The organism is Pseudomonas sp. B20 (assembly GCF_020515755.1).
Classification (GTDB): Bacteria; Pseudomonadota; Gammaproteobacteria; order Pseudomonadales; family Pseudomonadaceae; genus Aquipseudomonas; species Aquipseudomonas syringae.
The window spans coordinates 56,748-70,852 of sequence record NZ_JAHPJG010000020.1; the positions used below are offsets into that span (position 1 = coordinate 56,748).

Genomic DNA, 14,105 nt, shown 5'->3' on the forward strand with positions numbered 1-14,105 from the left:
CGTCTTCATGGGCTGACCTGGCCCCTGGCGACCCGCAATCAAGTAATATCTGCGCCCTGTCGCGCGCCGTCTCCCTCAAGAGGAGGGCGGCTCTGCACTCTGAACCTACCCCTGAATCCACCGGATCCTGACAACCATGGCCAAAACGGACGCCCAGATTCATCGGCAAGCCCGCCTGCAAAACCCCACTGTCAAATCGCATCTGGCTTACATCCTGCTCAGCGGCTTCGCCCTGATGGTGATGTACACGCTGTTGCGCATCGGTCTGCTGGTCTACAACCGCGAGATGATTGGCGACACGCCTGCCTCGACGTTCCTTGAAGCACTGTTCAACGGCACGCGCTTCGACCTGCGCCTGACCGTGTACCTGCTCATTCCGCTGGTGCTGTCGCTGTTCAGCGCCCGCGCCATGGCGGCACGCGGGTTCTTCCGTTTCTGGCTGACGCTGGTCGGCAGCATCACGCTGTTCTTCGGCTTGATGGAAATGGACTTCTACCGTGAGTTTCACCAGCGCCTGAACGGCCTGGTGTTTCAATACGTCAAGGAAGACCCGAAGACTGTTCTGAGCATGCTCTGGTACGGTTTCCCGGTGGTCCGTTACCTGCTGGCATGGGCCGTGGTGACCTGGCTGCTGAGCCTGGTGTTCAAGGGGATTGACCGTGCAACCCGTCCACGTGTCGCGGCAAAAACCAGCCCGGAGGCCACTCGTTCCGTTGCGCCTTGGTATGTGCGCGCCGGTGTGTTCGTGCTGGTGTTGCTGGTCATGGTGGTCTGCATCCGTGGCACTCTGCGCCAGGGCCCGCCGCTGCGCTGGGGTGACGCTTACACCACTGACTCCAACTTCGCCAACCAGTTGGGCCTGAATGGCACACTGACGCTGATCACTGCGGCCAAGAGCCGTATGTCCGAAGATCGCGACAACATCTGGAAAGCCACGCTGCCACAGAACGAGGCCCAGCAGACCGTGCGCGACATGCTGCTGACGCCGAACGACAAGCTGGTCGAGCCGGATATTGCCGCTGTGCGCCGCGACTTCACGCCGCCGGCAGAGAACACCTTGCCGATCCGCAACGTGGTCGTGATCCTGATGGAAAGCTTCGCCGGTCACTCGGTGGGCGCCCTGGGCAACGATGCCAACATCACGCCGTACTTCGACAAGTTGTCCAAGGAAGGCCTGTTGTTCGATCACTTCTTCTCCAACGGTACCCACACCCACCAGGGCATGTTCGCCACCATGGCGTGCTTCCCGAACCTGCCGGGCTTCGAGTACCTGATGCAGACGCCGGAAGGCAGCCACAAGCTGTCGGGTCTTCCGCAATTGCTGAGTACAGGTCGCAACTACGACGATGTCTACGTCTATAACGGCAACTTTGCCTGGGACAACCAGTCGGGTTTCTTCAGCAACCAGGGCATGACCAACTTCGTCGGCCGTGAAGACTTCGTCAACCCGGTGTTTTCCGATCCGACCTGGGGCGTTTCCGACCAGGACATGTTCGACCGTGGCGCACAGGAGCTCAAGGCCCGTCAGGACGGCAAGCCGTTTTATGCCTTGCTGCAGACCCTGTCCAACCACACGCCGTATGCGCTGCCGGATCCTTTGCCGGTCGAGCGCGTCACCGGACACGGCTCGCTGGACGAGCATTTGACCGCCATGCGTTATGCCGACTGGGCGCTGGGCCAGTTCTTCGAGAAGGCCAAAAAAGAGCCTTACTACAAGAACACGCTGTTCGTGGTGCTGGGCGACCATGGTTTCGGTAACGACAAGCAACTGACCGAAATGGACCTGGGCCGTTTCAACGTGCCTCTGCTGTTGATCGGCCCTGGTGTGCAGGAGAAGTTCGGCCAGCGCAGCAGCATCGTGGGTACGCAGGTCGACGTCGTGCCGACCATCATGGGACGTCTGGGTGGCCTGAACCGCAACCAGTGCTGGGGCCGCGATCTGCTGAACCTGCCTGAGGGTGACAAGGGCTTCGGTGTGATCAAGCCGTCGGGCAGTGAGCAGGTGGTCGCTATCATCAGCGGCAACCGTATCCTGATCGAGCCGACCGAGATGCCTGCCAAGCTATTGACCTACACCCTTGGCGCCAAGCCGCATGCCGAAGAAGTGCCTGATGCGCCTGACACGCAGGAGCTCAAGCGCAAGCTGGAAAGCTTCCTGCAGACGGCCACCAAGAGCCTTCTGGATAACACGGCAGGTGTAGAAGCCAGCAAGAACCGCAACTGATGACAACCGACTCGTCCGGGCGACCGGCGAGTCGGATCAGTCAAGCGACAAGGGCCCTCGGCATTGACTGCGAGGGTCTTTTTTTTGCCCGGCATGGCTGGCCCTGCGGCGTAATCGGTTGAACGAATACGTGGACTGAAAGGTCCAGATCACATAAGCCAGAGTGCCTGGCTTCGTATGGGAGGCATTGATGAAACAGTGGACCATTGTGTATCTGGACAAGGATGGTGTGCGGCAGCACCTTGAGGCCGATTTTGAACAGCATCCCAGTGATGAGCAAGTTGCACGTCTACTGCGCAAGGGCCTGTATCCAGTGACTGATGAGCTGGATCTCAATGACCTTGATGGGCGTACTGATGATCCTACCGTGAAGACGCTCAAGGACCATAACAGTGTGCAGATCATTTCCATTACAGAAAAGTCGCCTGATCTGCGTTGATCAAAAACCTTTTCGTGGCAACCACTTGGCATCCGGCCCACGATGGGGCTACTCTGCAGATGAGGCTGTTCAGGCAGCCTCTGACATCTCGATACCCGACCGGCGCCAAGGCTGGTCCGGTCAGCTACATGCTTGATTCCCCGCGTCGGATTATCTGTCGTGAGGCGCCCGCCGAAGACTCGGCGGTCGCTCTGGAAGAGTTGAAACTCTATCTATCGTTGCATAGGAGGACGTTTCATGAGCACAGCCTATCAAGAGGACATCAGCAGTAACGTACTGCGCCGCATGAAAGAAGGCGGTTTTGACTTCGCGCGAATCTATCCCATCGAGTTCTACGCCATCTTCCCGGACGAGGAACGGGCACGGCAGGCCGCAGAGCAATTTCGCGGCGAATCCCTCAACACTCAGGTAAACGTACGTGATGACGGCCATTGGCACCTGCAATTGAGCAAAGTCATGTATGCGACCTATGACGGCATTGGTGACTTCGAGCAGGACTTCCAGACGGTCATTTCACCTATGGACGGCGAAGTCGAGGGATGGGGCGTTACTCAGGAGATCAGAAGACTGCACGCTTGATGGCTGCGGATTGTCAGGTAACACACCACCGGCTGATTCGGGATACTTTCCGGATCGGCCGGTTGTGTTTCTGGTGCTTGTTCATGAACAGTGGTCAAAAAAAAGCCACTCAAACGAGTGGCACAAAGGGAAGTCTGTTTAAAATCCGCAGGCATTTTTGGCGTGCTGGACAAAATATCGGTGGCGGCAAAAACGGCTTGTGGTGCCCTGTTTGCTCGGTTGCTGTGGAGTGTGGCGAACTAATGTCGTTGGCGGAAATCAACTCTGACTATGCTGATCATAGATTTCACGGTTGAATGACGCTTCCGAATGAGGCGTGAAAGAATTGGCTTGGGCGTTTAGTGCACAGGAATGGTGCGTAGAGCGTCGAGTGTTTACCTAACCTTTTGAAATCAAAGCGTTTATGCCGGTGGCACGGGCTTTGCGATGGTCTTGGTGTCCATGGTGACAAGGAGTACGGCATGATCCGCACCTTTTATGACGAGATGTACGATGCGGGCGGCGTAGTCCGTCCGCACTATCGGGAGTTCGCCCGCTGGCTGGGTGATACGCCTCCCGAACTTTTGGCTCAACGCAGGCGCGAAGCCGATCTGCTGTTTCACCGTGCCGGGATCACGTTCACACTCTATGGTGATGAGCAGGGCACCGAGCGGCTTATCCCTTTCGATACCATCCCGCGCAGCATCCCGGCCAGCGAATGGCGGGTTGTCGAGCGTGGCTGCATTCAGCGCGTCAAGGCGCTGAACATGTTTCTGGCTGATCTGTATCACGACCAGCGGATTATCAAGGCCGGGATAATTCCCGCCGAACAGGTGCTGGCCAACGAGCAGTACCAGTTGGCAATGCAGGGCCTGAATCTGCACCGCGATCTGTACTCGCATATTTCCGGCGTCGATCTGGTGCGCGACGGTGACGGCACCTATTACGTGCTGGAAGACAATCTGCGCACCCCGAGCGGCGTGAGCTACATGCTCGAAGACCGCAAGATGATGATGCGCCTGTTCCCGGAGCTGTTTTCCGCGCAGCGCATTGCGCCGATCGACCACTACCCGAACCTGTTGCTCGACACGCTCAAGAGTTCCAGCCATCTGGACAACCCGAGTGTCGTGGTGCTGACGCCTGGCCGCTTCAACAGCGCCTTTTTCGAGCATGCGTTTCTGGCTCGCGAGATGGGCGTTGAACTGGTGGAAGGTGCCGATCTGTTTGTCCGCGATGACCGCGTGTTCATGCGCACCACCGACGGCCCGAAAGCCGTTGACGTGATCTATCGTCGTCTTGATGACGCATTCCTCGATCCGCTGGCCTTCAATCCTGATTCGATGCTGGGCGTCCCTGGGCTGCTGTCTGCCTATCGATCCGGCAACGTGGTGCTGGCCAATGCCATCGGTACCGGCGTCGCGGATGACAAGTCGGTTTACCCCTATGTCACCGACATGATTCGTTTCTATCTGGACGAAGAGCCGATTCTCAAGAACGTGCCGACCTGGCAGTGCCGCAAGCCGGAAGAGCTGTCCCATGTGCTGGCCAACCTCGGCGATCTGGTCGTCAAGGAAACCCAGGGCTCCGGTGGCTACGGCATGCTGGTCGGCCCCGCAGCGACCGCCGCCGAGATCGAAGCCTTCCGGGCACGCCTCAAGGCCAAGCCGCATGCGTACATCGCCCAACCCACCTTGTGCCTGTCGACCTGTCCGACCTTTGTCGAGAACGGCATCGCCCCGCGACATATCGATTTGCGCCCGTTTGTTCTGTCCGGTCGTGAAACCCGTGTTGTGCCTGGCGGGCTTACCCGAGTCGCCTTGCGTGAAGGCTCACTGGTGGTCAATTCGTCACAGGGTGGCGGAACCAAAGACACCTGGGTGGTCGAGGATTAAGGATGCCTGCCAATGTTAAGTAGAACTGCCTCTGATCTTTTCTGGATGTCGCGTTACCTGGAGCGAGCGGAGAACCTCGCCCGCATGCTGGACGTGAGCTATTCGCTGTCGCTGATGCCGCAGGACGGGCGGGGCGACGGGCTGGATGAAATAGCCATGCCGTTGCTGATCACCGGAACGCTGGAAACCTATATCGAGCGTCATGGCGAGCTGCACGCCGAACGCATGCTGCACTTCTTTGCTCTGGACGCCACCAACCCGGCGAGCATCTACAGCTGCCTGGGCGCAGCGAGGGCCAGTGCGCACGCGGTGCGCGGGCGTATCACCGCAGACATGTGGGAGAACATCAACTCCACCTGGCTGGAGATTCGCGGCATCGCCCAGCAGGGCCTGACCCGCTACGGCATGAGCCGTTTCTGCGAGTGGGTCAAGGAGCGTTCGCACCTGTTCCGTGGCGCGACCTATGGCACCATCATGCGTAACGATGCGTTCCGCTTCATCCGTCTGGGCACGTTCATCGAGCGCGCCGACAACACCATGCGCATGCTCGATGCCCGTTATGAAATGCTTGAATTGCGTGGGCCACAGGCCAACGCTGCGGCAGACAACTCGGCGGCCGGGTATTACCAGTGGAGCGCCTTGCTGCGCGCACTGTCCTCCTTCGAGGCTTACACTGAGGTCTATCGGGATGCGCCAGGCGCGCGTCAGGTTGCCGAACTGTTGCTGCTGCGTGCCGATATTCCGCGCTCGCTGCGCGCGTGCCTGGAGGAGATGGACGTCATTCTGGCCAGCCTGCCGGGCGTCAACGGTCGACCCGCACAGCGCATGGCGGCCGAGATGGACGCCAGATTGCGTTATACCAGCATCGACGAGATTCTGGCTGAAGGCCTGCACGAGTGGTTGAACGAATTCATTCCGATGCTGGCTCAACTGGGTGATGCCATTCACACTTCGTATCTGGAGGCTGCATGAGACTTTCGATAAGCCATGAGACCACCTATCACTACGATGACCAGGTGCGCTCGAGTATCCAGTATCTGCGCCTGACACCTCACGACAGTGAGCGTCAGCAAGTGCTCAGCTGGCAGCTGACGTTGCCACGTCCGGTGCGTGCGCAGATCGACCCCTTTGGCAATATCTTGCATGTTCTGAGCCTGGAAGAGCCGCACGAATCGATCATCATCGGCGCGCGCGGGCAGGTGGAAATCGACGAGACCCGCGAGGCCGAGCACGAAAGCCAGTCGGCATTGCCGTTCTTGCGTGTGACCCGACTGACCGAGCCTGACGAGGCGATTCGCAGTTTTGCGGCCATGGAGTGCCGCAAGCGCGCTGACCGCACGGGGTTGATCGACCTGATGCAGGCGCTCAACCAGCACATGACCTACACCCAGGGCGCAACCGAAGTGGACACCAGTGCCGCGCAGGCTTTCGCCGGGCGCTCGGGCGTGTGTCAGGACCATACCCACGCGTTTCTGGCCTGTGCCCGCAGCCTTGGGGTGCCGGCTCGTTATGTCTCCGGTTATCTGTGCAGCGAAGACAGCGAACACCTGTCCAGCCACGCCTGGGCCGAGGCCTGGATAGACGACGCCTGGTACAGTTTCGATGTCACCAATCAGCTGGCCATCCCCGAGCGTCATTTGAAACTGGCGGTAGGCCTGGACTATCTGGACGCCTGTCCGGTGCGCGGCATGCGGCGCGGCGGCGGATCCGAGCATATGCACGCCAAGGTCGTGGTGTCGCCCATGACCGGCACGCCGAAAGTGAAAACCCGCGTGCAGGTCCAGACGCAGCATCAGTAAACCGTAACGGGCTGTGCATCATGAAATGGCCGGGCTCAACTGCCCGGCCATTGCTTATTCGGCGGGGTCGTCGGTGATGTCGTAGAGTGCGTTGTGCAGCTCTTCATAGTTGCCGCCATTGATGACGCTGAAGTAGCCCGCAGCCCTGAGCTGGTCCTGAGCCTTGTCGGCCTTGCTGTCCGTGCTGCTGAAAATCACGAACACCGCATTGCGGTCGTTGAGCACCTGTTTCATCTGATTGACCAGCCGTCGGTCATCGACGCGCACGGCGTTCAGTACCGTGCCTGCGTCATAGTCGGTCTGACTACGCACATCCATCGCCAGCTTGCCTTCCTTCAGCGCTGCCACGGCCGCAGCCTGATCGACCATCCCCGCGTGTGCTGCGAAACTGCTGACAAGTGCACAAACAGCAATCCATTGGCGCATACATTCAACCTCCCTCAGTGCGAAGGGAAAGAGTGGCACAGTTGAACGTTGATCGAAAGCGCGTGGATCAGCCAAACAATCGATTCAGGTTAGGCACGATCAATAACAGCGCAGTGGTGAAGAGGATCAATCCCGCCTGACGTACTTTGGAGTGTTTGTACTTGAACATGGCTGACCGCCTTTTGTTGTTATTCCTGAGCGACAGAAGCAGGCCCGATCTGCAAAACAGATAATCGACTGCTGGCAAGGTTGCGCATTGAACAGGTGGGTCCGGTCATTCGACCGCTGGCCCGAGCGCTGAAAGGATTTTGCGCGTCTCCTGTTACAGATATAACCATAGAGCCGAGGTGCCGTTCAGCTTAGAACTGTTGGGAATCTAACTGTGTTTATCTAGAAGCGAACGTTATTACCGGGTGCGGCGCTGAATGCACAGGCCTTTTCTAGACGCTTCGTCAGTGGCCGTCAGCTTTGCACCGTTCGTCCGGGACAGAATTTTCCTACATGGAATAAACGTCTGAAACGGGCCGGGGTGCAGCTTGATTTGCCGAGGTCTTCAAGGCAGGCTCTGCCGGTGCGCTATTGCCTCAATACTGCTTCAGGGTCCCTTTTATGTCTTTACGCATCTGTATTCTGGAAACCGACAATCTGCGGCCTGAACTGGTCGAGCAATATCATGGGTATGGGCGGATGTTCGAATTACTCTTCGCTCGTCAGCCCATCGCCGCAGAGCTGACGGTCTACAACGTGGTGCAAGGGGACTATCCACCTGCAGACGAGCAGTTCGATGCTTACCTGGTGACCGGCAGCAAGGCCGACTCATTTGGCACCGACCCGTGGATTCAGACCTTGAAGGTCTACCTGCTGGAGCTGTATCAGCGCGGCGAAAAACTGCTGGGCATCTGCTTCGGTCACCAGTTACTGGCCTTGCTGCTGGGCGGCAGGACCGAGCGTGCGGTGCAGGGGTGGGGCGTCGGCATTCACCATTATCAACTGGCCCCCGCCAGGCCGTGGATGACGCCGGCGATGGACAGTCTCACGCTGCTGATCAGCCATCAGGATCAGGTTACCGCGCTGCCCGAGAACGCGACGGTGCTTGCGTCCAGCGAGTTCTGCCCGTTTGCCGCCTACCATATCAATGATCAGGTGCTGTGCTTCCAGGGGCATCCCGAGTTCATCCATGACTTTTCCCGCACCTTGCTTGACCTTCGTCAGGAAGCGCTGGGCGAGCAGATTTACCAGCAGGGTGTCGCCAGCCTGGACCACGATCATCATGGCGCGACCGTGGCGGAGTGGATGATGCGCTTTGTGGCGCACAAGCCGGAAAAACAGTCCGTCTGACCCAGCGCATGGCTCATCGTCATGCGTTCGCCGGACTGTTTGAATGAGATTGCAGTGGCGGGGTTATAGCCAGCCGGAGCGCTTGAAGCTGGCGAATAGCGCCGTACACCCGCCCAGAATGACGCCCAGCACGATGAAGTAGCCGTATTCCCACTTGAGTTCAGGCATGTTCTCGAAATTCATGCCGTAGATGCCGGCAATGGCGGTCGGGAACGCCAGAATCGCTGCCCATCCGGCGAACTTGCGCTGCACGATGCTTTGCCGCGACGACTCCAGCAGCAGGCCTATTTCGATTGTCTGGCTGGCGATGTCACACAGGTTGCCCAGGTCTTCCATCTGGCGCTTGACGTGAATTTCGACATCGCGAAAGTAGGGGCGCATGTTCTTGTCGATAAACGGAAAACTCAGTCTCTGCAATTCTTCGCCCACTTCCACCATCGGTGCCACATAGCGGCGCATGCGTAACAGGTCGCGGCGCAGGGCGTGGATGTGCTGGATGTCGGACTCGCGCAACGAACCACCAATGACGCTCTGCTCCAGTTGCTCAAGCTCGGCGTGGATGGCTTCGGTCACCGGCTGATAGTTCTCGGTCACGAAGTCCAGAAGCGCGTAGAGCACGAAGTCTTCGCCGTGCTCCAGCAGCAGTGGTCTGGCCTCGCAGCGCTGACGCACCAGCCCGTAAGACTTGGAGTGGCCGTTGCGCGAGGTGATGATATAGCCCTTGCCGGCGAAGATATGAGTCTCGATGAACAGCAGCTTGCCGTTGTCGCGCACGGGCGCGTAAGTCACGATGAACAGCGCATCGCCAAAGGTTTCCAGCTTCGGACGGCTATGCACCTCCAGCGCGTCTTCAAGGGCCAGCTCATGCAGATTGAACTGCTCCTTGAGGCTGGTCAGCTCCGCGTTGGTGGGCTGTTCCAGTCCTATCCAGACGAAATGATCGGGCTTGGCTGCCCAGGCAGCGCCCTCATCGAGGGTAATATCACGGACTTTTTTGCCCTTGCTGTACACCGCTGCTGCAACAACTCGGCCCATGGCGCTATCGCTTCTTCAATTTGTCAGTGGCGCAAAAACATGCGCGGTCGCTGATCAGATTGATCAAACGCGTATGAGTTCGCCGATAAACGAAAGCCCGTTGACACGGGCTTTGGTTGAGGATCAGAGCATGTGCTGCCGATCCTGTTCGATCGCCGCCTCCAGCGTGTCGAGCAAGGCCTTTCTGACCTTGAGTTTGGTCTTCTTGTGCGCGCTCATATTGATCTTCTTCAACTGCCCGGCGACGGCCAGCGCGGTGCTCTGCAGCTCCTCGACGCTGACCACCCGGTCGAGGAAACCGGCGGCCATCGCTGCTTCAGGGTCGAACATCTCGGCGTTGATCACTGAGCGATTGAACGCCGATTTGCGCAGCCGATCGCGCGCCAGTTCGATACCGGCATGGTGCATGGTCATGCCGATCTGCACCTCGTTCAGGCCGATACTGAACGGTCCGGTGACACCGATTCGATAATCGGCAGACAGCAGCAGGAAGGCACCCTTGGCAACCGCGTGGCCGGGGCAGGCGACGATGATCGGGAAGGGGTGCGACAGCATGCGCCGCGCCAGCGTCGAGCCTTGTGCGACCAGCTCGATCGCGGCCTCGGCGCTGGAGGTCATGACCTTGAGGTCGTAACCGCCCGACAGAATGCCCGGCTGGCCGGTGAGAATAACGATGGCCCGGTCCTTTTCGGCCTGATCCAGCGCCGCGTTGAACGCAACGATCACGTCCGGGGAAATGGCATTGACCTTGCCGTTGTTCAGGGTCAGCGTGGCGACACCGTCGTCCAGATGGTACGAGACCAGATCACTCATGACGTGATTCCTTTATTGAAGTGAGCAGACGTTACTCATCCCTAAGGAACAGGTAAAGCGCTGACTGCCGGGTCACTGAATGGTGTGCCGATCAATGGCTGATTTAGCGCCGACTGCGCGCCGCGTCATGGCTGGATATCGTTGAATCCGCAATATTCTTCCCACTCCATCCCCAGCGCTTCGGCAACCTGGCGGTGTGCTTCAAGGCGCATGCTCTGCAACTGTTCGGGCGACTCGGCAATCAGCTCCAAGGCCAACTCCCAAGTCTCGATACCCTGGCTCTCGGCCTCGTCTTCGAACGCCCATTGCACTTGCTGCTGTTGCTCCTTGGGGCTCAAGGCGCTGATTTCATCCTTCAGGGTCGGATGGGTCGCAAGGTATTTCGCCAGCGCGGCCTCGTTCCACTCAAGTGTATTCATGTAGTTTTGCCTCAAACGTTTCGATAGCCAGGCTGTCTCTTTGAATAGTCTGGCAAGACCGCGTGATTGTGAGGGAGGTGGCTTTTGATGTCAGCACTTGCAAGCGGCTGTCCGCACGAATTTATCGACCACTTGAACAGGAACCTGTCGTTATGATCAAAATCAGCGTGCTGTATGCGTATGAAGAGGGTGCCCGTTTCGACCACGATTACTATCGTGACAAACACATGCCGCTGGTACAGGAACTGATGGGCAAGTACTGCAAGGGCTACAGCGTGGACCGCGGCATAGGCGGAGCCACACCAGGCTCCGACCCTGTGTATATCGGCATGTGCCACATTTACTGCGATTCCATTGAAGACTTTGAAGCCGGCATGGGGCCGCATTCAAAGCAGATCAATGCCGATATCATCAACTACACCGACCTTATCCCCGAAATTCAGATCAGCGAAGTGCGCGCCGATGTAAAAACCGCTCTGTAAGTTATCGAGCGGCGTCCCGAAACGCCGCCTGTTTTTTCGAGGACATTCCACCCGACGGATCGAAACACTGACTGTCGTAAAGCGGGCTTTGGCACTGCGAGGGAATGTTCGGGGGAGGCGGGCGGTTTCGCTGGAAAGCCTTGTAGCGCTCGGTCTCGATCACCTGCACGCGAGTGCGACCGCCGACCTTCAGGTATTCGGTCGCCTTGAGGTTGGTCTTGTGAACGTAGTCCAGCGGTTCGTCTGCGTGCCGCATATAGGCTGGGCCTTTTCGTTGCAGTGCGCTTTGCGCGCTTTCATCACACGGGATCGATGCATAACTCACCTTGCCCTGGGGTGATGTGCATTTGAAGATCTCGCCGTACGCTGCGCCGCTGACCAGCAAAGCGAACACCGACAGCGTTATTGAAAGCCTTTTCATTGTGTTATCCCTACTGGACGCGAGCATGGCGCAAGGCTACCACTTGCTCTTTGTCGCTGCCATATCCCTCTGCCAGGCCCGTTCGTCAGACACATCGCACGGCTGTGGCCGCAGGCTCTCTGAATATCAGGTCCTGAATTTAAAAACGGAGGCGCATATGACCGGCACTCAGCCAGGCAGCAGCAAACACCACAAGAATGATCCGGGTTTCGACGAGAAGTCGCCGAACGCAAAAGACCCGCAGATCGACCCTACCGAGCCTGCGAAAACTCCCGCCACCGAGAACGGCAGTAAGGATGATTACCCGCCTTACACACCGGACAAGTAACTGACAGATTGCCCTCGGTGAGTACCGGGGGCGATTTATATCCGGACCTCGCTTTACCCCCTCGTACTACTTGTTGGCGTCCAGGTATTCCAACAGATCTTCCATCCGCTCATCGCTACCCATCCACCACAGCTTCATGCGTGTGCCGGGGACAGCTTCGCTCGGGTCCTTGATATACGTGCGCAACTCTTCACGCGTCCAGACCAGCCCCGAGTTCTTCATCGCGTCCGTGTACACGTAGCCTTCCTGTTGCCCCGCCTGACGACCAATGATGCCGTTGAGCGGCGGGCCGAATGCGCTGCGTGCAGAGGGGCCGATCTTGTGACAGCCCGAGCAGAGGCGGGTGAACACGGCTTTCCCGGCCTCCGCATCGCCCGCGCCATGAGCAAGCGCAGGCAGGGCCAGTGCCAGTGCCAGCAGGAGTAATGCGGTTTTTTTCATCGGTCATCCACAGCGCGTTCGGCCTTTCGCTCAAAAGGGGTAAATGTTAGCGCAATTATCGCGGGATCACTTGCTGGCCGGTATCTGGCTCGACAGTTCGTCGAAGTCACGCTTGTAACTCGCCATCTCGGCTGCGCTGACAAAGCTCTGTTCAAGGACCACCTTCTTCGCGCCGGACTCGATGGTGTCCAGTTGATGAAGGAAGCGCTTCTTCTTTCTGGCCTCCATCCGTGTGCCAGCCTTATCGATAGCCGTGCGTAGCTCTGTTGCTCGCTGGTTTACAAAATCCTGGCCGCGACGATCAACCGTGAGCCCGTCATTTTCGACATAACCTTCCAGCCCGGTTTTTTTCAAGACCAGCCACAACGCCTGATCCGGGGTGAAGGTGCCCTTGAATTTCTTGACCTTTCTGCTGCTGTCCGCGCCCAGGTCGACCTTCACCGGGCAGCCGGATCGATGGGCCAGTTGCTGCAAGGCCTCGTCCAGGCGTTGCGAAGGCATGTCGTACTCCACTGGCGTCATCTGACACGCAGCGAACACGGGAGCAGCCGCCAGACACGCAACGGCGAGGAGCAGTTTTTTCAGGGTGTTTTTCATGATTGACGGGTTTCATCCGGGAGGTAGGGCTTGGAAATCGTTTTCTGCATGATGTTCCCTGTCTGCCCGACGCTTGCTTGAACAGTCGTGTCCCTGATGTCTCTTGACCCATGCCAAACGCTGCATGCTCAAATCGCAGACAAAGAAAAGCCCGCGATGGGGGGTAGCGGGCTTAAGGTCTTGCTGGGAATTGAGTTAACAATAAACCCGCGAACGTGAAAAAAGCGTGAACTGCCGGATACAATTTACAAACAATTCAAATCACGGCTCGCCGTCCCAGTAATCGAGGTTTTCCGTGGTCCGCTGGTTGGCGGTAAACACCCGGGTCCCTTGAACCGAAACCATCGCCTGGTACTTGCCCGAGTCCGGGTATTCACACACTTCGGGCGTCTCCCGCGTGCTGATCGACAGGTATTTCAGCGGCGCCTGCGAGGTATTGATTATCTGGTGCGGATAATCGGCACCCGCGGGGATAAACAAGACGTCCCCTGTCCTGATCGGCAGCATCTCGCCCGCAACACGCAAACTGCCTTCACCCTCGACGATCACGAACATCTCTTCCTGCACATGATGAAAATGATAAGGGCAGGAGCGCTTGCCCGGCGCCACGACATCAATCGAGGCCCCCAGCTTTTGCGCGGCCGTGCCAGTGCCCAGGCGGGCTGCCGAGCTTTCATAGAGCGGTTCACGAACTTCATGTGCGAGGGGGGCCTCATTGAAATTGCGAATCAGACGAGACGCCAGTTCACGTGCGCGTTCATTCATGTCGGTCGAGGCTCGGGGAGTTCAGAAGAGGGTACTTTAGACCAGAGAGCGTGATGCGTTGTGGGCAGTTGCCTTGATCAGGCAAAAACAGCCCCAGGCAGCCGCCACAAAAAGCCCCCCGCGCCGCG

General features: G+C 58.2%; 18 protein-coding genes. 10 read left to right on the forward strand and 8 right to left on the reverse strand.

Annotated features, from left to right (window positions below; all coding sequences use genetic code 11):
* The first annotated feature begins 136 nt into the window (after positions 1-136).
* The 7 genes from LIX91_RS19295 to LIX91_RS19325 all read left to right on the forward strand — a co-directional run bounded on the left by LIX91_RS19295 (position 137) and on the right by LIX91_RS19325 (position 6,912).
* Entirely contained in the window at positions 137-2,224 is a 2,088-nt protein-coding gene (locus LIX91_RS19295) for an LTA synthase family protein (RefSeq protein WP_063313644.1), read from the forward strand.
* 190 nt (positions 2,225-2,414) lie between these two features.
* A complete protein-coding gene (locus LIX91_RS19300) occupies positions 2,415-2,663 on the forward strand; it encodes a hypothetical protein (protein WP_032698242.1) in 249 nt (82 codons plus the stop codon).
* Positions 2,664-2,900: 237 nt separating this feature from the next.
* Positions 2,901-3,242, forward strand: coding sequence for a ribonuclease E inhibitor RraB (locus LIX91_RS19305; protein WP_003315117.1), 342 nt, complete (start codon positions 2,901-2,903; stop codon positions 3,240-3,242).
* Positions 3,243-3,325: 83 nt separating this feature from the next.
* Positions 3,326-3,538 (forward strand): hypothetical protein, encoded by a 213-nt coding sequence (locus LIX91_RS19310; RefSeq protein WP_226488983.1) that lies wholly within the window; start codon positions 3,326-3,328, stop codon positions 3,536-3,538.
* Between the two features lie 165 nt (positions 3,539-3,703).
* Entirely contained in the window at positions 3,704-5,113 is a 1,410-nt protein-coding gene (locus LIX91_RS19315; RefSeq protein WP_003371557.1) for a circularly permuted type 2 ATP-grasp protein, read from the forward strand.
* Positions 5,114-5,125: 12 nt separating this feature from the next.
* A complete protein-coding gene (locus tag LIX91_RS19320; RefSeq protein ID WP_003415868.1) occupies positions 5,126-6,085 on the forward strand; it encodes an alpha-E domain-containing protein in 960 nt (319 codons plus the stop codon).
* Positions 6,082-6,912, forward strand: a complete 831-nt coding sequence (locus LIX91_RS19325; protein ID WP_153221596.1) for a transglutaminase N-terminal domain-containing protein — start codon at positions 6,082-6,084, stop codon at positions 6,910-6,912. The genes LIX91_RS19320 and LIX91_RS19325 overlap by 4 nt, the downstream gene beginning before the upstream one ends.
* Positions 6,913-6,966: 54 nt before the next feature.
* On the opposite strand, the gene LIX91_RS19330 is transcribed toward LIX91_RS19325, so the two are convergent.
* Complete coding sequence (locus LIX91_RS19330; RefSeq protein ID WP_003415870.1) at positions 6,967-7,338, reverse strand: rhodanese-like domain-containing protein; 372 nt, start codon at positions 7,336-7,338, stop codon at positions 6,967-6,969.
* 609 nt (positions 7,339-7,947) lie between these two features.
* Between LIX91_RS19330 and LIX91_RS19335 the strand changes: the two genes are divergently transcribed.
* Complete coding sequence (locus tag LIX91_RS19335; RefSeq protein WP_003415871.1) at positions 7,948-8,676, forward strand: amidotransferase; 729 nt, start codon at positions 7,948-7,950, stop codon at positions 8,674-8,676.
* Positions 8,677-8,739: 63 nt separating this feature from the next.
* Here LIX91_RS19335 and LIX91_RS19340 read toward each other — a convergent pair whose 3' ends face one another.
* The 3 genes from LIX91_RS19340 to LIX91_RS19350 form a co-directional block, all read right to left on the reverse strand.
* Positions 8,740-9,711 carry a magnesium and cobalt transport protein CorA gene (locus tag LIX91_RS19340; protein ID WP_003343166.1) on the reverse strand — a complete coding sequence of 324 codons (972 nt, stop codon included), beginning with the start codon at positions 9,709-9,711 and terminating at the stop codon, positions 8,740-8,742.
* 123 nt (positions 9,712-9,834) lie between these two features.
* Entirely contained in the window at positions 9,835-10,524 is a 690-nt protein-coding gene (locus LIX91_RS19345) for a crotonase/enoyl-CoA hydratase family protein (protein WP_226488984.1), read from the reverse strand.
* 125 nt (positions 10,525-10,649) lie between these two features.
* Entirely contained in the window at positions 10,650-10,943 is a 294-nt protein-coding gene (locus tag LIX91_RS19350; protein WP_003315106.1) for a DUF6388 family protein, read from the reverse strand.
* A gap of 152 nt (positions 10,944-11,095) precedes the next feature.
* Here LIX91_RS19350 and LIX91_RS19355 point away from each other — a divergent pair, with 152 nt between their 5' ends.
* On the forward strand, positions 11,096-11,425 hold the full coding sequence (locus LIX91_RS19355) for an EthD family reductase (RefSeq protein ID WP_046270239.1): 330 nt from the start codon (positions 11,096-11,098) through the stop codon (positions 11,423-11,425).
* Between the two features lies 1 nt (position 11,426).
* On the opposite strand, the gene LIX91_RS19360 is transcribed toward LIX91_RS19355, so the two are convergent.
* Positions 11,427-11,846 (reverse strand): hypothetical protein, encoded by a 420-nt coding sequence (locus LIX91_RS19360; RefSeq protein WP_003415876.1) that lies wholly within the window; start codon positions 11,844-11,846, stop codon positions 11,427-11,429.
* Between the two features lie 157 nt (positions 11,847-12,003).
* On the opposite strand from LIX91_RS19360, the gene LIX91_RS19365 reads away from it, so the two are divergent.
* Complete coding sequence (locus tag LIX91_RS19365) at positions 12,004-12,174, forward strand: DUF6021 family protein (protein WP_032702768.1); 171 nt, start codon at positions 12,004-12,006, stop codon at positions 12,172-12,174.
* Between the two features lie 66 nt (positions 12,175-12,240).
* Here LIX91_RS19365 and LIX91_RS19370 read toward each other — a convergent pair whose 3' ends face one another.
* The 3 genes from LIX91_RS19370 to LIX91_RS19380 all read right to left on the reverse strand — a co-directional run bounded on the left by LIX91_RS19370 (position 12,241) and on the right by LIX91_RS19380 (position 13,977).
* Entirely contained in the window at positions 12,241-12,615 is a 375-nt protein-coding gene (locus LIX91_RS19370) for a c-type cytochrome (RefSeq protein ID WP_226488985.1), read from the reverse strand.
* A 66-nt stretch (positions 12,616-12,681) separates the two neighbouring features.
* Positions 12,682-13,212, reverse strand: coding sequence for a hypothetical protein (locus tag LIX91_RS19375; RefSeq protein ID WP_103688194.1), 531 nt, complete (start codon positions 13,210-13,212; stop codon positions 12,682-12,684).
* A 261-nt stretch (positions 13,213-13,473) separates the two neighbouring features.
* Entirely contained in the window at positions 13,474-13,977 is a 504-nt protein-coding gene (locus LIX91_RS19380; RefSeq protein ID WP_100072651.1) for a cupin domain-containing protein, read from the reverse strand.
* Positions 13,978-14,105: the final 128 nt, after the last annotated feature.